The sequence below is a fragment of the Microcystis aeruginosa LEGE 91341 genome, from assembly GCF_015206885.1.
Lineage (GTDB): Bacteria > Cyanobacteriota > Cyanobacteriia > Cyanobacteriales > Microcystaceae > Microcystis > Microcystis aeruginosa_H.
Genome location: NZ_JADEXY010000095.1, coordinates 1 through 17,370 on the forward strand (window position 1 = coordinate 1; position 17,370 = coordinate 17,370).

17 protein-coding genes and 3 pseudogenes are annotated in these 17,370 nt (G+C 41.6%); 6 read left to right on the plus strand and 14 right to left on the minus strand.

Features of this window, described 5'->3' with window-relative positions; translation table 11 throughout:
• Positions 1 to 111: pseudogene (locus tag IQ234_RS21205) on the plus strand (IS4 family transposase); the annotation flags it as partial.
• Here IQ234_RS21205 and IQ234_RS21980 read toward each other — a convergent pair.
• From IQ234_RS21980 to IQ234_RS14455, 5 genes and pseudogenes are all read right to left on the minus strand, one after another.
• Positions 68 to 379 carry a helix-turn-helix domain-containing protein gene (locus tag IQ234_RS21980; RefSeq protein WP_416209682.1) on the minus strand — a complete coding sequence of 104 codons (312 nt, stop codon included), beginning with the start codon at positions 377 to 379 and terminating at the stop codon, positions 68 to 70. The pseudogene IQ234_RS21205 and the gene IQ234_RS21980 overlap by 44 nt on opposite strands.
• 251 nt (positions 380 to 630) lie before the next feature.
• Positions 631 to 801, minus strand: a pseudogene (locus IQ234_RS14440) (metal ABC transporter ATPase); the annotation flags it as partial.
• Positions 802 to 925: 124 nt separating this feature from the next.
• Positions 926 to 1,165, minus strand: coding sequence for a FeoC-like transcriptional regulator (locus tag IQ234_RS14445; RefSeq protein WP_002787209.1), 240 nt, complete (start codon positions 1,163 to 1,165; stop codon positions 926 to 928).
• A 31-nt stretch (positions 1,166 to 1,196) separates the two neighbouring features.
• Positions 1,197 to 3,527, minus strand: a complete 2,331-nt coding sequence (gene feoB, locus IQ234_RS14450) for a Fe(2+) transporter permease subunit FeoB (protein WP_193957598.1) — start codon at positions 3,525 to 3,527, stop codon at positions 1,197 to 1,199.
• Positions 3,528 to 3,569: 42 nt separating this feature from the next.
• A complete protein-coding gene (locus IQ234_RS14455) occupies positions 3,570 to 4,205 on the minus strand; it encodes a FeoA family protein (RefSeq protein ID WP_193957599.1) in 636 nt (211 codons plus the stop codon).
• A 165-nt stretch (positions 4,206 to 4,370) separates the two neighbouring features.
• Here IQ234_RS14455 and IQ234_RS14460 point away from each other — a divergent pair, with 165 nt between their 5' ends.
• The 3 genes from IQ234_RS14460 (at position 4,371) to IQ234_RS14470 (ending at position 8,164) form a co-directional block, all read left to right on the plus strand.
• A complete protein-coding gene (locus IQ234_RS14460; protein WP_193957600.1) occupies positions 4,371 to 4,523 on the plus strand; it encodes a hypothetical protein in 153 nt (50 codons plus the stop codon).
• Positions 4,524 to 4,578: 55 nt separating this feature from the next.
• Positions 4,579 to 6,105, plus strand: a complete 1,527-nt coding sequence (locus tag IQ234_RS14465) for a HEPN domain-containing protein (RefSeq protein WP_193957601.1) — start codon at positions 4,579 to 4,581, stop codon at positions 6,103 to 6,105.
• A 184-nt stretch (positions 6,106 to 6,289) separates the two neighbouring features.
• Positions 6,290 to 8,164: an ABC transporter ATP-binding protein gene (locus IQ234_RS14470; RefSeq protein WP_193957602.1), complete on the plus strand. Its 1,875-nt coding sequence runs from the start codon at positions 6,290 to 6,292 to the stop codon at positions 8,162 to 8,164.
• 131 nt (positions 8,165 to 8,295) lie between these two features.
• Here IQ234_RS14470 and IQ234_RS14475 read toward each other — a convergent pair whose 3' ends face one another.
• Complete coding sequence (locus IQ234_RS14475; protein ID WP_193957603.1) at positions 8,296 to 9,693, minus strand: amidase; 1,398 nt, start codon at positions 9,691 to 9,693, stop codon at positions 8,296 to 8,298.
• 136 nt (positions 9,694 to 9,829) lie between these two features.
• Between IQ234_RS14475 and pyrR the strand changes: the two genes are divergently transcribed.
• The gene (gene pyrR / locus IQ234_RS14480; protein ID WP_002742197.1) at positions 9,830 to 10,363 is read left to right on the plus strand and encodes a bifunctional pyr operon transcriptional regulator/uracil phosphoribosyltransferase PyrR; all 534 of its coding nucleotides are present in this window, start codon (positions 9,830 to 9,832) and stop codon (positions 10,361 to 10,363) included.
• 324 nt (positions 10,364 to 10,687) lie between these two features.
• Here the strand turns inward: pyrR and IQ234_RS14485 are convergent, their stop codons facing one another.
• From IQ234_RS14485 to IQ234_RS14505, 5 genes are all read right to left on the minus strand, one after another.
• Complete coding sequence (locus IQ234_RS14485) at positions 10,688 to 11,470, minus strand: endonuclease/exonuclease/phosphatase family protein (protein WP_193957604.1); 783 nt, start codon at positions 11,468 to 11,470, stop codon at positions 10,688 to 10,690.
• Between the two features lie 245 nt (positions 11,471 to 11,715).
• Complete coding sequence (gene psb35, locus IQ234_RS14490; RefSeq protein WP_185240588.1) at positions 11,716 to 11,916, minus strand: photosystem II assembly protein Psb35; 201 nt, start codon at positions 11,914 to 11,916, stop codon at positions 11,716 to 11,718.
• A gap of 59 nt (positions 11,917 to 11,975) precedes the next feature.
• Positions 11,976 to 12,383, minus strand: a complete 408-nt coding sequence (locus tag IQ234_RS14495; protein ID WP_193957605.1) for a gamma-glutamylcyclotransferase family protein — start codon at positions 12,381 to 12,383, stop codon at positions 11,976 to 11,978.
• Positions 12,380 to 13,405 (minus strand): aldo/keto reductase, encoded by a 1,026-nt coding sequence (locus tag IQ234_RS14500; RefSeq protein ID WP_185240590.1) that lies wholly within the window; start codon positions 13,403 to 13,405, stop codon positions 12,380 to 12,382. Before IQ234_RS14500 ends, IQ234_RS14495 begins: the two co-directional genes overlap by 4 nt.
• A gap of 455 nt (positions 13,406 to 13,860) precedes the next feature.
• Entirely contained in the window at positions 13,861 to 14,028 is a 168-nt protein-coding gene (locus IQ234_RS14505) for an anacyclamide synthesis AcyG domain protein (protein ID WP_228008547.1), read from the minus strand.
• A gap of 94 nt (positions 14,029 to 14,122) precedes the next feature.
• Here IQ234_RS14505 and IQ234_RS14510 point away from each other — a divergent pair, with 94 nt between their 5' ends.
• Complete coding sequence (locus IQ234_RS14510) at positions 14,123 to 14,914, plus strand: Uma2 family endonuclease (RefSeq protein ID WP_193957606.1); 792 nt, start codon at positions 14,123 to 14,125, stop codon at positions 14,912 to 14,914.
• Positions 14,915 to 14,924: 10 nt separating this feature from the next.
• Here IQ234_RS14510 and IQ234_RS14515 read toward each other — a convergent pair whose 3' ends face one another.
• The 3 genes and pseudogenes from IQ234_RS14515 to IQ234_RS14525 form a co-directional block, all read right to left on the minus strand.
• A complete protein-coding gene (locus tag IQ234_RS14515; protein ID WP_228008548.1) occupies positions 14,925 to 15,221 on the minus strand; it encodes a cyanobactin biosynthesis PatC/TenC/TruC family protein in 297 nt (98 codons plus the stop codon).
• A 579-nt stretch (positions 15,222 to 15,800) separates the two neighbouring features.
• Positions 15,801 to 15,998 (minus strand): annotated as a pseudogene (locus tag IQ234_RS14520) (type II toxin-antitoxin system RelE/ParE family toxin); the annotation flags it as partial.
• A 597-nt stretch (positions 15,999 to 16,595) separates the two neighbouring features.
• A partial coding sequence (locus IQ234_RS14525; protein WP_193957607.1) for a phosphate ABC transporter substrate-binding protein occupies positions 16,596 to 17,370 on the minus strand: 775 nt, incomplete at its 5' end.

The window sequence follows — 17,370 nt, forward strand, 5'->3', positions numbered from 1 at the left end:
GAAGAAGGATTTGGGAAAAGCTTATTAGACAAACTGCGCTATTTACAGAGTTTCATGTGTCAACATATTAGCTATGTACACTGGTTCCGGAGGATTGTCTATTCAACTTAAAATTTGATGTTATAGGGGTATTATGCTTGTCAATGTAAAGTTTTATTACAGGATTCAACGTTTCTGGATATTTTCCTAACCAATCTTGTACGGTGACTCTGTTTCTTCCTAGTATTTCCGCGGCTTCTGTTACCGTTTTTGCCTTTTTTGTCTTTAATAAGTACAATACTTGTATTCTTTCTTTTCTTGAACCAGTTTTTTCTTGTCTAAGCAGTTCCTTGAGTTCTACTTCACTTTCAGATATTTCTATCTTATAAACTCCTGCCATATTTTTCCTTTAACTCTACTAATATGATATTCTACCCTATCTGTAGTCAGATTTTGGAGAATTGGTATAATTTAGGACTTAAGCATTGACAGGATCGACCAAATATGAGGTATGGGTTTCGGGTATTTTAACGTGATTTTTTGATGACTTTTGAGCGCTCGCTATCGATCATAAGTTAATCGCCAAAAGTCTGAAACGAGGGATTTTCGTTCATACACATCATGGTGAATTTGTACAGTGCGTAACTCCTATAATAGTGCATTGGCCCCTCGCAGTTGAAAACGACTGGTAATAAATAATCCCATTAAAACTGGAATAATCATCTCCACTTCATTATGTTCTCGCAGAAATTCGGCCAATTGTATTTGCAGATCCTCGCTGGTGGCCGATTGTGTCGAGACAATTTCTGTGTTAGTGATCATAATTTTATCTCCTACAAAAAGATAGTAAGTAGTCGTGCAAAATAAATTTCCTAGTGAAGATGGGCAAAAGGCAAAAGCTTTATCGAAATGTGTAATTAATTTTGCCTAGGTACTTATTCAACTCTTAGTTGTTTGTCCCTGTGGAATTGCCCTCAATCCATTCGTAAAAAGCCATAGATTCCGGGGAACAACGGCTGCATCCTCCGCATTTTTCTAGGGAAATCAGGCGAATTCGCCCTTTTTTCAGCAAGCGATCGAGCATAGGACTTAAGGCATCCGCTGACATCCGAAAGTGTGTAGACAAGTCAGCCAGAGATGCTTTCTGATTTTTGGCAAGATAAGCCTGTATATCGGTTAAAATCATCTTTATCAACCTAGAAAGGTAAATTTAGGAGTTAGGAAGTGGAGAGGGGACGATTGATTTTTCGGGGAGGGAGATTTTTTAAGGTGAATAAAACCCCGACTACGGTTAAACCCATCAAGACTATCCAAAAGAGAGAAAATCCCGGATGTTGAGAAAAAGTGGCGATTTGATAGAAGGAAGTGGCAACAATATAGGCCATTCCTGTGGTCCAGAGAGCAATAAAAGCAGTCCAACCGGCATTAGTTTCGCGATATACGGCCGATGTGGCCGAAACACAGGGAAAATAGAGCAGAACAAACAAAAGATAGGCAAAAGCACCCGCTTGACCATCAAATCTTTTCGCCATCGCCCCAAAGATTCCTAAATCTACCTCTTGCTTCTCGGCAGCCGTTTTTTGATCTTGCAGATCACCAATATTCAAACCCAAGGGATCAAGTAATTGATTGGGTAATTGCGCTAAATTGGCGGGAATAGTGGCGATAGCTGCCTGAATTTGCCCCCAAAAGTCGAATTTTTCGGCTGCTGCCCCCTGATTAGGGTTATCTTCCCCTGCTAGTTGGCCGTAAATCGAGTTTAATGTCCCTACCATCGCTTCTTTGGCAAAAACTCCCGTAAAAATGCCCACCGTTGCCGGCCAGTTTTGCTGCTCTAGTCCCATGGGTGAGAAAATAGGAGTTACAGCTTTACTGGTGGCACTTAAAACCGATCGCTCGCTGTCTTGATTACCAAAAGAACCATCAAAACTGACGGAGTTGAGTAGTCCCAAAATCATCACCATTAAAACGATAACTCGTCCAGCTTTCCATAAAAACGCTTGCAGACGTTCCCAAGTGCGAATTAAAACCCCTTTTAGACGCGGTAGATGATAGGGAGGCAATTCCATAATAAAGTGACTGACTTCTCCCTTGAGTAGGGTTTTTTTCATCACCAATCCCGTCAAAATAGCGGCGAGAATTCCTAAGATATAAAGACCAAAAACGATGTTTTGACCACCTATGGGGAAAAAAGCCGCCGCAAATAGGGCATAAACAGGTAATCTGGCCCCACAGGACATAAAAGGGTTCATCATAATCGTCATTAAACGATCGCGGGAATTTTCCAGAGTCCTGGTGGCCATAATTGCCGGTACACTGCAACCAAATCCCACTAGCATGGGAACAAAGGATTTACCCGGCAATCCCACCAAACGCATCAATCGGTCCATGACGAAGGCTGCCCGGGCCATATAGCCAGAATCTTCTAAAATTGACAAAAAGAGGAACATAAAGCCAATTACGGGGATAAAAGTGGCGACGGTTTGCACACCTCCCCCCGCTCCATCAGCGAGCAGAGCAATTAGCCAGCCGGGGGTATGGATTGTTTGTAAAACTTGGGCAAAACCATCGACAAAGATAGTCTGGGCAGTTAAATCGAAGAAATCGATAAAGGCAGCACTAACATTGATGGTAAACAAGAACATTAGGTACATTACGCCCAAAAATATCGGAATTCCCCACCAGCGATCGAGAACAATGCGATCGAGGCGATCGGACATGGTATCATTTATCTGTCCAGTCCGTTGAGTGGCTCCCTGGGTAACTTGCTGAATAAAGCCATAACGAGTATCAGCAATTAAAATATCGAGGTCTTCCCCTAAAACTTGGTGTATTTGTCGTCTATGCTTGACGATAATGCTTAATAGTTCCTGGGAGCGCAATTCTGGGGCGATGCGATCCTCGTATTGCAGTAGATTTAAAGCAGTCCATCTTGGCTCAACGATCCTCTTACTGCTATGGTCGTTAATGTAGGTAACAATCTCGTTCAGAGCTTCCTCAATTACCGCAGGATAAGCCACATAAGCGGCAGTATGGCTAATATTACTGACTAATTCCCCAATTTTTTGCTTTAATTCTCCGATTCCTTCCCCTTTAACCGCACTAATCGGCACGACAATTGCATCCATGCGATCGCTTAAGAGTTGCGGATTAACCACAATACCCCTAGTTTTGGCCACATCCATCATATTCAGGGCAATCAACATCGGTAAACGCATCTCCATGATTTGGGTAGTCAGGTAGAGATTACGCTCTAAATTAGAAGCATCGACGATATTAATCACTAAATCCGCTTCTCCTGACAGCAGATAGTCCCTAGCGACTAATTCATCCATTCCCGTTTCCCCTTCTTCCACATCGAGGGAATAGACTCCGGGTAAATCCACAAGGGTGATATCTTCCCCGTTAACTTGAAATCGTCCCTCTTTGCGATCGACTGTTACTCCCGGCCAGTTGCCGGTCCGTTGATTGGCTCCTGTGAGAGCATTAAAAAGGGTAGTTTTGCCACAGTTAGGATTGCCAATTAAGGCGATAATCGGTTTGACCATAATTTAGGATATTTAGTGACGAATAGGCTGAGATGATTAAATTTAGCTTTCTGGGTCTATTTCTTCGACGATTAAAGCGTCTGCCTCCTGTTTACGCAGACTGAGATGAAATCCCCGCACTCGAATCTCGACGGGATCCCCCAAAGGTGCGACGCGAATGACGGTAAACTCTGTCCCCGGAGTTAATCCCATTGATAACAATTTTCCTTTGTATCCGCGCAATGCTCGGTCATAACCGACGACTTTACCCGCTTTTCCTATGGGTATCTCCCGCAGAAATGTTCTTACTTCAGGTAGGTCTTTTTTGGGTTCCAGTTTTTTCGGTTGACTGTCACTAACGAGGATTTTTTCGGCCATTTCTGCCCCGATACCGATACGATTGTCTTGAATGGCAATTAAAACTGATCCCCTCGGTTGGGAACTAATCACCTGTAATTGAATGCCGGGGTTTAATCCCATACCTAGGAGTCGATTAATCCCTCCTGTCCCCTGAAACCCCGCTAACCAGACGGTTTTTCCCATTGCCACTTGTGCGAGGGGATAGGTGGCAGCCAAGTCATTACCCGTGGGAGTGACATTATCTAATTCCGTCTTTTTACCACCCCAACGGAAAAATTGGGCTTTATTTGGCGATTTTTCTGGTTTTTCTGGTTGATTAGGTCTAATTTTATCGTCCATGCTTTTCTTATCTCCAAAGGTAATGAAGGTCTTTCATTCAAAAGTGACAATAATTCCTTGATAGCTCATCGAGTTTACTAAAGTGATCAAAGGGTGAGAACTGCACTACTGTCAGCCTCAGTCAACGGTTTTGAAACTGTCTAAGAATTGCGATCGCTTAAATAAATGCTAATTATTCTCAATTACCAGTGTAATCCCAAAGGGGAGACAGAAAAGAAAAATATTTCTTTAAAAAAGTCACAAGTCTCTGGTAAATGGCGATCGCTCAGAGACGAAAATCTTCTTAATGCCGAAAATTTGTTAGTTATCTTGTACTAAATTCGCTATAATGCGAAAAGGTATATTTATACTACAAACTTAATGATCAGCTAATATGATTGACGAATTTGAAAGAGAAGGTTACTGGTGGCTCCCTGAACACCCAGAAAAACGAGTAATTGGGAAACTTTCCCATAAACTTAATCAACGTTTAGTTTTAAATATTGATGATACTTTCAACACTTTAGCCCCGCTATTGTCCTGGTTTCCTTATGGATTCAAATCACAAGCAACCCTGATTTATGGAAAACTTATCGATGGAAAATTTGTCAGCCTTTTTAACTGTGATATTAAGGAAACAAAAACAGGAGAAAATCTGGTAAATTTGCAAGTAAATCCCGAATATATGCTTTTGTATGATATATATTTTCAGAACAATTATCTTTTAAATAAGGAAGACTTGAACAAATTTAAAAAATTAAAAGTTGATTTTTCTTTTTTAAATGAATGGGTAAAAATTAGTCCTTTAGACATAAAAAATAACGAAAATATAGTCAAGATTACTTACGAACGATTACCAAATATTAAAGTAGGAGTAATCAGGGAACTCGAACTGAGTATCGCTTTTGTTCCGATTTATAATCTTAGCTACCATAACAGCGCTGATATTAAATGTAGAATTTGTCTTGAGATTGTCAATAAAAACTCAAGCAGTTTAGAAGATTGTAAAAACTTAGTTATCCAATTTCGTGATTTTCTTAGCTTTGCTACTTATTCTTCTAATCAAATTGTTTCAGTTCACGCTAGACATGATAAAACCGACAACGACAACCAATACGGAACTGAAATAACTCCGATTGAAATTATATGGAATGAAAGAAAACCGTCAAAAAATTCCGATTATGTCCATCATTGGTCAAAAATGCTGTTAACTTATGATAATATTAAAGATGATTTGGAAAAAATTTTTCAAAACTGGATAGATAAGCGAGAGAAATTTAAAATTGTCTTTCAGGGATTATTAATAAATATTAGGACTCCAGAATTATATCTGGAATATCAATTTCTGAATATTGTGCAAGCGTTGGAGATATATCATAAACAAACTCAAAAAGGAAAACATAAAATCGAATATATGTCTCAAGATAGTTATCAAAATGGCATTTATCAAAAACTTCGCGAAGTTATTCAAAATTATCCTATGAAAGAAGATTTCAAAAGGTTTTTAGATGGGAAAGTTAAATACTTGTTTAAAGTTGAGAAGAATCTAAAGGATAGACTGAGAGATATTATAGATAATATTTCCTATTTGTTCGTTGAAAACAATGACGACACTAAACAAAGCTTTGCTGATACGTTCAACTCACAAGATGATAGTTTATTCTCTAGGATAACCAAAGATCAAGATTTAAAAGATAAATTTCTTAAGCGAGTAACTGAGATTAGACATAATTTAACTCACCCAGACAAGGAAATCAAAATAAAAAATCAAGAACTCTATGATCTTTTGTGTACCGTAACTTTAATATTACAAACTTGTTTACTGATAGAACTCGAAGTTGCAACCGACACCATTAAAGCTATTATTAAAAATAGAATGCGGAACCAAAATGAATGGCTTGGAGAGGATAAGTATAATTAAGCTAAGAAAATAGCTCACCTCTTATTTGTTGATGAGTGAAGGTGAATATAGCTTTTCTCATCAAGAGAAAATGTAACCTGATTGGGTAAGTAAAACTTCCCACCTCACCAATAAGATAACTGCTATATAGTTAAAATTGACAACTTAGGTTAAGATGATGCTAGGTTTCACCAGTTAAAGACCTATGGATAACAAAATTCTCGACGTTCACCATCTCACCGTTGAATTTTCTAATCAGAAAAGAACAACAGTCGCCGTTAATAACATTAGTTTTAGCTTGCAGAAAGGTCAAGTTCTCGGTTGTGTGGGGGAGTCGGGTTCAGGAAAATCCGTCACCTCCCTCGCACTCATGGGATTGGTTCCCTCTCCGGGGAAAATTACCGGGGGAGAAATTTGCTTTCGTCCGGCAAAAAGTCAGTCAAAGCAAGCAGTAGATTTATTGTCTATTCCCCCGGAAGAATTGCGTTATTATCGCGGGGGAGAAATGGCGATGATTTTCCAAGAACCCATGAGTTCTCTTAATCCAGTGTATAACATCGAGTTTCAACTCACCGAAGCAATTTTACTGCATCAAAAAGTCACCTCCGAACAGGCAAAAAATCAAGCCATCTCTCTACTGCAAGAAGTGCGCTTATTACCCAGTGATGAACAGTTAGAGGAGAAGTATATAGAAACTTTTCCCTTAGAAAATAAGGGTCATGTTAGAGAAAAAATTAGAACTTATCTTCAGGAACAAAAAGAGACAATTCTCAAGCGTTATCCTCACGAATTATCGGGGGGACAATTACAAAGGGTAATGATTGCCATGGCGATTTCTTGTAATCCTACCCTATTAATTGCCGATGAACCAACCACCGCTTTAGATGTGACTGTCCAAGCAGAAATATTAAGATTATTACGAGATTTGTGTAAAAGCGATCGAGAAATGTCAATGGTTTTTATCTCCCACGATTTAGGAGTTATTAACGAAATTGCCGATCAAATTGTCGTGATGTATCAAGGAGAAATTGTCGAACAGGGAACAAAAGAAGAAGTATTAAATTATCCCCAAAATCCCTACACAAAAGGTTTACTTGCCTGTCGTCCTCGCTTAAACTCTCGTCCCGAAAAATTACCCACTGTCAGCGATTTTTTACAAGTGGAAAAAGACTCTCAAGGTAAGATTATTGAACTACAGGAAATTACTCCACCGGCAGTTAAATTTATTACTATCCAGGAGGAAGAAAGCAGAATTGAAGGGTTACAACATCACGAGAATATTTTATCAGTAGAAAATTTATCCGTTAGATTTCCAGTTAAGGGAGTTTTCGGGCAAGTAAAGACCTTTTTTAATGCCGTAGATCACGTCAGTTTTGCCGTTAAACAGGGGGAAACCCTCGGTTTAGTCGGTGAGTCGGGTTGCGGAAAATCCACCTTAGCAAGGACAATTCTGCGCTTAATTCCTGCTACTTCTGGGGATATCTATTTCCGAGGAGAAAATCTCGCTAAATTAAACCCCAGTGAGCCAAAATTAAGACTACTGCGACGGGAATTACAGATAATTTTTCAGAATCCCTACAACTCCCTGAATCCCCGTTTATCCATTGGTAAAGCAATTTTAGAACCGATGGTTATTCATCATACCGGCGGCAATTCCCAAAAGCAACGGCAACGAGTAGAATATTTATTAGAACGAGTTAAACTTGATCCTAATTGGTTTGATCGCTATCCCCATCAATTATCAGGAGGACAACGACAAAGGGTGTGTATTGCTCGCGCTTTAGCCTTAAATCCTCAGTTTATTATCTGTGATGAATCTGTCTCTGCTTTAGATGTTTCTGTGCAAGCGGGAGTCTTAAATTTACTCAAAGAATTACAGCAGGAATTTAATCTAACTTATATCTTTATTTCCCACGATTTAAGTGTTGTCAGATTTATGAGCGATCGAATTATGGTGATGAATAAAGGTAAAATTGAGGAAATCGGTACAGCTAACGAAATTATCAATTCTCCCCAAAGCGACTACACGCGTAAACTTATCGCTTCCATTCCCCAATTTACCGAAAGTCTTGCTAGTTAAGTAGCTGGTTATAATTAAATTAAAAATGGATTTTAGCTTCGATCCCCCCTGCCCCCCTTGATAAGGGGGGTGCCGATAGGCGGGGGGATCCCCCTTGATAAGGGGGGTGTCTGACAACTTTTAACACCTACCTAGTTAAAATTAGCAGTCAAACGTAAAGGATTAGCTGCCTCTAATTGTGCCGATAAACCTAACAAAGTGATTTCATCAGCAGGTTTACCTACTAACTGAATTCCCACGGGTAAACCCTGACTATCCACTCCTGTGGGTAAAGCAATCGCAGGTAAACCACTCGCATTAGCAATCGGAGAAGGTGCAATCCAACGAATCATCCTATTAACCGCTTCTTCCGGTGGTAAATTTTCCCACTCACCAATTCCGGGGGGTTGATGTAGGAAAATAGGCAAAAGTAAGACATCAAAATTATCAAACATCGCCACAATTTGCCGCGAAATAATGTGCATCTGCTGCACTGCTTGCAGGTATTCCCCCGCGCTGCCAGAATTCTCTAATAACCATTGGTTAAGAGGACTTAATAACTGCTTGGGAATTCCCGTCGCTGCCGTTCCCGCTTGCCAAATACAGCGAAAAGGAGCGATTAAAGCCTGTAAATCCGGAGAATACTCGGTTAAATGATGCCCCATACCCTCTAAAATTTTAGCCGTGTCGAGGACAGCATTTTTATAAACGGAAGCCACCTCGCCGAAGGGGGATATGGAAGTAGAAAAAGCGATTCTCAGGGGTTTTACGCCTCTCTGAGTGGCTTCTAGGAAAGAAAAGGGCGGATCGGGTAGCCAGTAGGGATCGCCCGTCGTATAGCCCGAAATCACGGTAAGCAGCGCCGCCCCATCTGCCACCGTCTTAGAAAGAGTGCCGTTAGTGGCGATACCGCTTTGAAATTCCCCCACTGGGGCATAGGAAACGCGCCCACGACTGGGTTTTATCCCCACCAAACCGCAACAACCCGCCGGAGTACGAATGGAACCACCACCGTCGGAACCCTGGGCAATCGGGCAGAAACCCGCCGCTACCGCCGCCGCCGCGCCGCCACTGGAACCTCCTGCGGTATAATTGCGGTTGAAGGGGTTACGAGTCGGCAAAAAACCCGGATTTTCGGTGTAGGGAAAGGAACCTAACTGGGAAGTGGCAGTTTTGCCCAGAAGGATAAAACCCGCCATTTTCATTCTGGTGACGATTCCTTCGTCGTATTGGGCGATATTTCCCTGTAAAGCGGCGACTCCGTAACTAACCGGCATTCCAGCGACGGCATTTAAGTCTTTAATGGCGGTGGGAACTCCAAAAAAAGGCGGTAATTCGGCAGTATCGGTGATTTGACTTAATTGTTCCGTTTGGGTGCTGGCGGTGGCTAGGGCGCTTTCCCCGGCGACATGGACAAAACTACCGATTTGACAGTCAAATTTCTCAATTCTGTCGAGGTATAAATGGGTTAATTCTAGGGGGGAGATTTGTTTAGTGCGAATCAGTTGGGCTAATTCTAGGGCAGATTTTTGCAATAATTCATCACTCATGAGCGATCGAGTTAAAATAAGTAGATGAAAACAATTATATTCTTTAATGATAGAGATGGTTTTAAAAGAAAAAAGAAAAAATAAAAAAAGACCATTACTGTAAAAATTTCCCTATCCCCCCTTGTCTTGGAAAATTATGACCTCACAGTTAATTGAAATTCTCTCGGCTGACGAAATTCGTCGCACTATTACCCGTTTAGCTTCCGAAGTTATCGAAAAAAGTGGCGATTTAAATAACTTGATTTTGATCGGTATCTACACGCGAGGAGTGCCTTTAGCTAATTTAATCGCTAGTCAAATTGAGAGCTTAGAAGGGGTAAAAGTTCCCGTGGGAGCGATCGATATTACCTTCTATCGCGACGATCTCGATCGCATTAAAACCCGCACTCCTGCTAAAACCAAAATGCCCCTAGATGTCACGGGAAAAACTGTGATTTTAGTTGATGATGTTATCTATAAAGGTCGCACAATCCGCTCCGCTTTTAATGCTATTATTGAGTATGGCAGACCGCAAAAAATCCGCTTATTAGTCCTCGTTGATCGTGGTCATCGGGAATTACCAATTCACCCGGATTTTACGGGCAAAAAACTCCCCACCGCAGCCGAGGAACAGGTCAGAGTTTATCTACAGGAGATTGACGGCAAAGATGGGGTGGAATTAATCAAATAAACAGAGGATTGGTAACTAATCCCCGGAGGAAAATAAACAGAATTGCATCGATAATAGCCATAAAAATATCACTTCTTGAGTTTTTTTCCTGTTGAAAACACTTAGGTAAGTGGTTATAATTAAATTGAAGATAGATTTTGTCTTTGATCCCCCCTGCCCCCCTTGATAAGGGGGGTGCCGATCCCCCCTTAATCCCCCCTTGATAAGGGGGGCATCTGATAATTTTTAACGCCTACCTACTTAACAAATTTAACCACCGAATCACCAAAGTCTGCTGAAGCTTTTACCCTCTATATATTTGCTAAATACAAAAATAATCTATTTTTAGGGCAAGGTAAAAGCAGCAATTACGGGATAATGATCGGAAGGAATAAGATTCAGCCAACGGGAAGGATCTACTTTTACCCAATCTAACTGCAAACGGTTATCATAATAAATGGTATCGATGGCTAAATAAGGGGTGTCGGTGTAATTATTAAAGCTCATTTGTTCCGATAACTCCAAATCGGCTAAAGCATCCTTTAATTTAATTTCTGTCTGGAGAGGTTGAGTTAAAATCTGACGGGGTAATCGTTGAGAATTAACATTAAAATCCCCCGTTAAAAACAGGTAATCTTCTGTTAAATCTAGTTGACAAAAACGCTCCTGTATGCACTTAGCACCTAAGTCCTTAGCTTTGTCGCTATAGTAATCGAGATGGGTGTTATAAAACTGCAAAGTTTGCCCCTCAAGAGTGCGAAATTTAGCCCCCGTTACCATGCGGGGATAAGGATTACCCCAAGCTTCGGTAATACTGCCAACAATATCGGGAGTTTCTGATAACCAAAATTCATAAATCTCTAAACATTTTAACCGACTTGGTTGATACAAAATCGCACAATGTTCATCTAATCCTGTCCCTCTGCGATCGCTACCTAAACTTTGGTATTTTGGCAATAAACGGTGTAGGTCCAATAGTTGATTAGCGCGAGCCTCCTGAGTACCAATTATATCGGGAGAATAGTGAGCAATTAAAGCCGCTACTGCTTCCCTTCTTACTCGCCAATTACGCTCATCAGGATCGGGTTTATCGTAGCGAATATTAAAGGACATCGCTGTTAGTTTCATAGCAAAATCGAGAATAGGGAAGATGGAAGGGAATGGGTAGTTCTGTCAGTGAATAGTAATCAGTAATCAGTGAACTGAAAACCCACATCTGATAACAAGGTCCGAATCTAAAACCTAATTTGTTAAGCTAAAAGCTTTGATGTACTTAGTTTCTAACCTTCTTTTTAGGTAGGAGAATTGCCAGATTCTGTGTTTTGCCCCTTGCCTCTTGCCTTGAGAAGCTGATAACTGATAACTGCCTTTTTCTAGGATCGAGAATCAGAATCTATATCTGTCTTCACTTCGGGGACAATATCCGGTCTTTGGGCATCTTCCCAACCAACAGGACGCTTAGAATTATACCAAGCGATCGAACCGATGGTGACAGCAGCCAGAAAACCGACCACATAAACTGCCACGAAATAAACGGGGAATTTGCCACTGGCCACTTCTAGGAGTAGATACATAATTTTTTCACGATTAAGCTTTTAATTTGTATATCTTAACAGAATCGGACCCCTCATCCCTATTCTCGATCGCTACTGGTCCACCAACCGGAAGGCAGCCAAACTCCACCATGAAAAGCTATTTTTGCTGGTGTCATCACATATCCCCAGGCTTCGCCGATCAATTCTCGCTCTAGATTATAAATAGGGATTCTGCGACGCTGATACTCGTTTTCTTCCGCAGCTCTGCCGGGTTGATAATCTTCCAAACTATCCAAAAACCCAATATCATAATCTGCGTTAAAAGTCAATAAAATTCCCTTGACCCAGCCTTCCCCCTCGGTCAGTCCGGGATAACCGAGGGCGGTAAGATGGTATAAATGCCCCTTTGTGTAGGCGGTTTTAGAGTTGATCACTTTTCCTGCACAGTAGGCAGAATAGTTACTCTCTTTAGGTTTCAGGGTTCCATAAACAAAGACTTCCATCATCGATCCAATTGTGCCGCTACTCCTCCTAATAGAATATCGCGAACAAATTGACTGGCTAAAAGTTCCTGGGGAAAACCGAGGGAAATGGCACTGATATTATCGAGTCTTTGCAGCTGTTCCCCAGTCAGGTTAAAGTCCACACAGGCGAGATTATCCTGCAATTGGGACAATCTTCGAGCGCCAATGATAGGAATTACGGAGTTAGGGCGATTTCTGAGCCAATTTAACGCCACTTGTGCCGGTGATTTCCCGATTTCTCTGGCTATCTCTAGGACAGTCTCGGCAATTTTCAGATCGCGATCAAGAATTTGAAAAGGTTGGTCGGTCATGCTTAAACGACCATCGACGGGGTTGGGTTGATTATATTTTCCCGTTAAAACTCCTCCTCCCAGGGGACTCCAAGCTGTCACCCCGATGTTTAATGCTTTGGCCATAGGCAATAATTCCCGTTCGGGGGTGCGTTCCTTGAGAGAATATTCTATTTGTAGTCCGATAAAGGGTGTCCATCCCCGTAGGGTGGCCAGGGTGTTTGCTTGGGAGACAATCCAAGCAGGACTGTCAGAAATGCCGATATAAAGCACTTTTCCCATCCTGACCAAATCATCGAAAGCACGCATCACTTCCTCCATAGGAGTGAGAGAGTCCCAAATATGAAGCCAGAGTAAATCGATGTAATCAGTACCTAAACGCTTTAAACTAGCTTCTACCGCTTGAAAAAGGTTTTTTCGATGATTTCCGCAGGCATTGACATCCCCGGGACGGGTGTTGAGAGAATATTTCGTGGCGATTACCCATTTTTCTCGATCGCCCTTGACAAATTCCCCCACTAATGTTTCACTGGTTCCGTTTGTGTAGATATTAGCAGTATCGAGAAAATTGCCGCCCGCTTCCGCAAAAGCCTGAAAAACGGCCCGACTTTCCTCTTTATCGGACCCCCAACCCCAATCTTCCCCGAATGTCATCGTTCCTAGACATAGTTCGGAAACCCGCAGACCACTATTACCTAAAAGTTTGTAACGCATAATTAACTAAAATTTTGAATAAGAAGTTAATTATAATTGAATTTGATCGACATTTTTGTTAAGTACATTTGAGACAATTTTCATAAGCTAACCCTGGCCTCAGTGGTTATACTAAATTCTGTTGAGAAGGTATAAAGGAGCGGGGAGCGGGGAGCGGTGAATCTGGCTGTCCACAAATGGTGCTGATAATATGGTTAGCATGGAAGCGCAAATGCAAAATGTTGCGGATGTTTTCCTCTGGTATTGCTTCTTTGAACATATCCTCTTTTTCTTCATCACTTTTGCCACTTTTTTCTATATCTAAAAAGGCTTGTAAGTAGCTGGTTATAATTAAATTAAAAATGGATTTTAGGTTCGATCCCCCCTGCCCCCCTTGATAAGGGGGGTGCCGATAGGCGGGGGGATCCCCCCTTAATCCCCCCTTGATAAGGGGGGCATCTGACAACTTTTAACGCCTACCTACTTAAGTGTTGCGGATCGATGGAAAATTCTTCCGAACAATAAGGATAAAGGCAGGTAATATTTGCTGATTGGAAACAGGTGCTATCTAAATCAATTAGTCCATCAAGAACGGCGATTTTGATGCGTGGTTCGCCTTTTGTCTGGGAGCGAAGAGCAGTCATTGCGGGGATAGCATTGAGATCAGGTATAGTTTTTGCAGGTTTTCAAGAACAGTTATAGAATAAAAGCTAGATAACAAAAATAGGGGAATTAAAGATGAGTTCAATGACCCAAACGGTACAACCCTCAACCACAATTCAGGAACCTTCTGCAACGGTGTATTGCGCTTCCCCTTTACCCGACCACACCCAACTCCCCGATAAAGATGGAAGTTTTGTGAAAAACTATCAAGAGCCTCCCCAAGCAGACCTTTTAACGGATACTATCACACCCCTTTTAGAGCAATTACATCCTGACGGTAATTACTGTCTGGGTCGAGATTGTGGGATTTATTGGCGATTGCCAGAGCATCCAGAATCCCTAGAAAAGGGTGCTGTTGCTCCCGATTGGTTTTATGTTCCCCATGTCCCCACGACTATTGATGGTCAAGTTCGCCGTTCTTTTGTGATGTGGAAAGAAACCATTGAACCTGTTATTGCCTTGGAATTTGTCTCTGGTAATGGTGAAGAAGAACGGGATAAAACGCCTGTTAAGGGTAAATTTTGGATTTATGAGCGAGCGATTCAAATTCCTTTTTATGGAATTTATGAGGTTAACAAGGCCCAGATTGAGATGTACCAGTTAGTTAATGGTCGTTACCAAAAAATGACTCCTAATCAGCGCGGTCATTATCCCATTACTCCTTTAAAGGTAGAGTTAGGAATTTGGCAAGGGGAATACCAAAATCAGTTCTTTCCCTGGCTTCGCTGGTGGGATGCGGAAGGTAACTTGTTGTTAACTTCCCAGGAATCTACTGAACAGGAACGACAACGAGCCGAACAGGAACGACAACGAGCCGATCGCCTAGCGGAACAGTTAAGGGCCTTGGGGATAGAACCGGAAGATTAATTGAATGTGTCTAACACCAGATACGACCGCGGCGAAAAGGCGGATCGTTGGGATTCGCCTTGCGGTCTTTGAACATGGTTTTCCAGCGTCCGTAATCTTCTAAACCAGTGGCGGGAATGTTATTTAGCTTTGGGTTGAGTTGTTTCTGGTTGCTCAATCTTGGGTTTTTCCGTGGTTGGTTGGTCAACATTCGCGGCAGCGGCTGCTGGTTCTGGCGCACCTTGGCCCTTCTGGTTTTTGTGTGGAAGGAAGAAGAATAGGGATAATTTGGGTGCATCTCAATTTTGTTGAAATATCTATAGGACATTTTGGGCGCACGCAGTTCGATTGCTTCTGGATTATACTGGCACTACTTTGATATAATATTCGGTCTATTCTTATCCATTTTTCCAATTTTCTCTCAGCACCTTTGAACGTTCTACAATCTTGATAAATTTGGTTCTTCGGTAATTGTTATGCAAATAATTAACTTAAAATAAAAGGTTCTTCCGAACTTACACTGTAGAAAATTCCCCAAGCTCCCTCTCTGTCCAGCAATGCTCTAAAGTTGATAAATATCAATCTAACAAAAACTCAAAGCCCTAGTACACAAGCTTTACAAGCATAAGTTGTTGATAGTTTTGCATGACAGGTTTGGTAGAGCCAAATAAAATTCGATGAGAGTGCCTACGCTCAAAAATAGCTGAAATCCATACAGGGATAAACTTGAGGCACAAACCGATTAATACCAAAAGATATAGCGTTTTCTAAGCTAGTGAGGTACACCTATTTTTTTGCCTTTTTGCCTTTGGCCTTTTTGCCTAAAACCCATAACTTTTGTACCTCAGCAGACTGAAAAACGCTATATTTCTCCTTGATAAGTATGAAGTTCTGGATTTTGTTTAAATTATGCTTTTCTCTGGATAATTCTCTCAATGTCTTGTGAGGGAACGGCGGAAGTTTTTTTGATAAGAGCATGACCGATAATTGCTATATCTTGACCATGATAAAAATAGAGGATTCGATATTGTATGGTTCCCTGTTTGGCTCTAAGCTCCCAAATATCATTTCTGAGATAATCGGCGGCAGGACGGCGCAGTTCATATGCAACTGATGGAAGTCGAGGAATAAGATGTTAAACAACATCTAAAAACATCTAAGCAATTCTTGATATTAATTACCTTTCTTTCGGCAATCTGCTCCTCAAAGAAGACGGTTATGCCTATATTTTGGCTCTCTTAGGTTCGGTGGGTAAAATGTATTCTAAGATACAGTCCTGCTGGCGAGCGAGTGGAAGGAACCACAGAGACACAGAGGACACAAAGATTGATCGCTTCTATATAAGTTAAACTGATCATATAAAGAATAAGAGAGCCATATTTTCCCCACCTTGCCGAAAAAAGCTCCCCAGTTGACCATTCCCGTGGCGATCGTTTATGAAAAAGATAATGGTGTTCAGCTAACCATTCTCAATAGACCTCTTGCAAAAGTCTTAAGTCGATCCTTGTACAGCAACATTTTTGAAGATTATCAACTACTAATAAATAATTAACTGAAAGTCCCTCCCATTATTGTTTCTATCGTTTGTTTTCGGATTTATGCAAGAGGTCTAATGCCTCCCCGTCTCCACGGTAAAATAGGCAATGCTCACCCTAGTCATGCAAGGCGTAAAATTTCCCAGATTTTCGGATATTCTCGCTAACTACTTTTGTAGGTCTTCATTGGCCCGAAAAATCGCTTCCTGACCATCACTAGAAGACACAAAACCCATAAAAGCTTTGACCGCTTCACTAGCAGGTTCTTTGTAAACGTAGTAAAGGGTACGCTGCCAGGGATAATTAGGTTCACTGGGTAAAATTCCCTCAATAGCGATCGCCCTGACGGTTTTTTGGTTGGCAATTTGGTTATAGGTTGCGTAACTAATGCCATTCAGTCCCAAAACTCGCAAAATTGGGGTGGTGGCATCCCTGTCCATCATTTTAAAATTACTTCCTGTACCAAATTCCCCCCCTTGCAGCACTTCCTGACGAAAACTTTGATAAGTGCCACTAATAGGGGGACGATTAATCACTTGAATAGTAGCAGCAGAACCGCCCACCTCGGACCAAGAGGTGATTTTTCCGGTAAAAATATCTTTAACTTGGGTAGTGGTTAACCCCCCCGCAAAGGGGTTTTTTACTCCCACCACAACAGCGATCGCGTCTCGGACAATCGGACTAGAAGCCAATCCCTGAGAACGTTCCGACTCGGTTAAAGGTCGTGACACCGCCGCAATATCGATCGCCCCCCGGGCCACTTCCTCTAATCCCCTATCAGATCCTTGAGCATTTGTCAAGACCTCTACCCCCTGAAATTTGGCCGTTAAAGCGGCTTTTAAGGCTTGATTAATCTGTACCATACTGGTAGAGCCGTTAATGCGAATTGTCGTGCCACTGGGGATAGAAGTCGGTGGGGCAAAACTAACCACTCCCTGGGGG

Excerpts from the sequence above, each read along its gene's own strand:
- IQ234_RS21980 (WP_416209682.1), bottom strand. The coding sequence starts at position 379 with ATGGCAGGAGTTTATAAGATAGAAATATCTGAAAGTGAAGTAGAACTC.
- IQ234_RS14445 (WP_002787209.1), bottom strand. The coding sequence starts at position 1,165 with ATGATTTTAACCGATATACAGGCTTATCTTGCCAAAAATCAGAAAGCA.
- feoB (WP_193957598.1), bottom strand. The coding sequence starts at position 3,527 with ATGGTCAAACCGATTATCGCCTTAATTGGCAATCCTAACTGTGGCAAA.
- IQ234_RS14455 (WP_193957599.1), bottom strand. The coding sequence starts at position 4,205 with ATGGACGATAAAATTAGACCTAATCAACCAGAAAAACCAGAAAAATCG.
- IQ234_RS14460 (WP_193957600.1), top strand. The coding sequence starts at position 4,371 with ATGCTAATTATTCTCAATTACCAGTGTAATCCCAAAGGGGAGACAGAA.
- IQ234_RS14465 (WP_193957601.1), top strand. The coding sequence starts at position 4,579 with ATGATTGACGAATTTGAAAGAGAAGGTTACTGGTGGCTCCCTGAACAC.
- IQ234_RS14470 (WP_193957602.1), top strand. The coding sequence starts at position 6,290 with ATGGATAACAAAATTCTCGACGTTCACCATCTCACCGTTGAATTTTCT.
- IQ234_RS14475 (WP_193957603.1), bottom strand. The coding sequence starts at position 9,693 with ATGAGTGATGAATTATTGCAAAAATCTGCCCTAGAATTAGCCCAACTG.
- pyrR (WP_002742197.1), top strand. The coding sequence starts at position 9,830 with ATGACCTCACAGTTAATTGAAATTCTCTCGGCTGACGAAATTCGTCGC.
- IQ234_RS14485 (WP_193957604.1), bottom strand. The coding sequence starts at position 11,470 with ATGAAACTAACAGCGATGTCCTTTAATATTCGCTACGATAAACCCGAT.
- psb35 (WP_185240588.1), bottom strand. The coding sequence starts at position 11,916 with ATGTATCTACTCCTAGAAGTGGCCAGTGGCAAATTCCCCGTTTATTTC.
- IQ234_RS14495 (WP_193957605.1), bottom strand. The coding sequence starts at position 12,383 with ATGATGGAAGTCTTTGTTTATGGAACCCTGAAACCTAAAGAGAGTAAC.
- IQ234_RS14500 (WP_185240590.1), bottom strand. The coding sequence starts at position 13,405 with ATGCGTTACAAACTTTTAGGTAATAGTGGTCTGCGGGTTTCCGAACTA.
- IQ234_RS14505 (WP_228008547.1), bottom strand. The coding sequence starts at position 14,028 with ATGACTGCTCTTCGCTCCCAGACAAAAGGCGAACCACGCATCAAAATC.
- IQ234_RS14510 (WP_193957606.1), top strand. The coding sequence starts at position 14,123 with ATGAGTTCAATGACCCAAACGGTACAACCCTCAACCACAATTCAGGAA.
- IQ234_RS14515 (WP_228008548.1), bottom strand. The coding sequence starts at position 15,221 with ATGTCCTATAGATATTTCAACAAAATTGAGATGCACCCAAATTATCCC.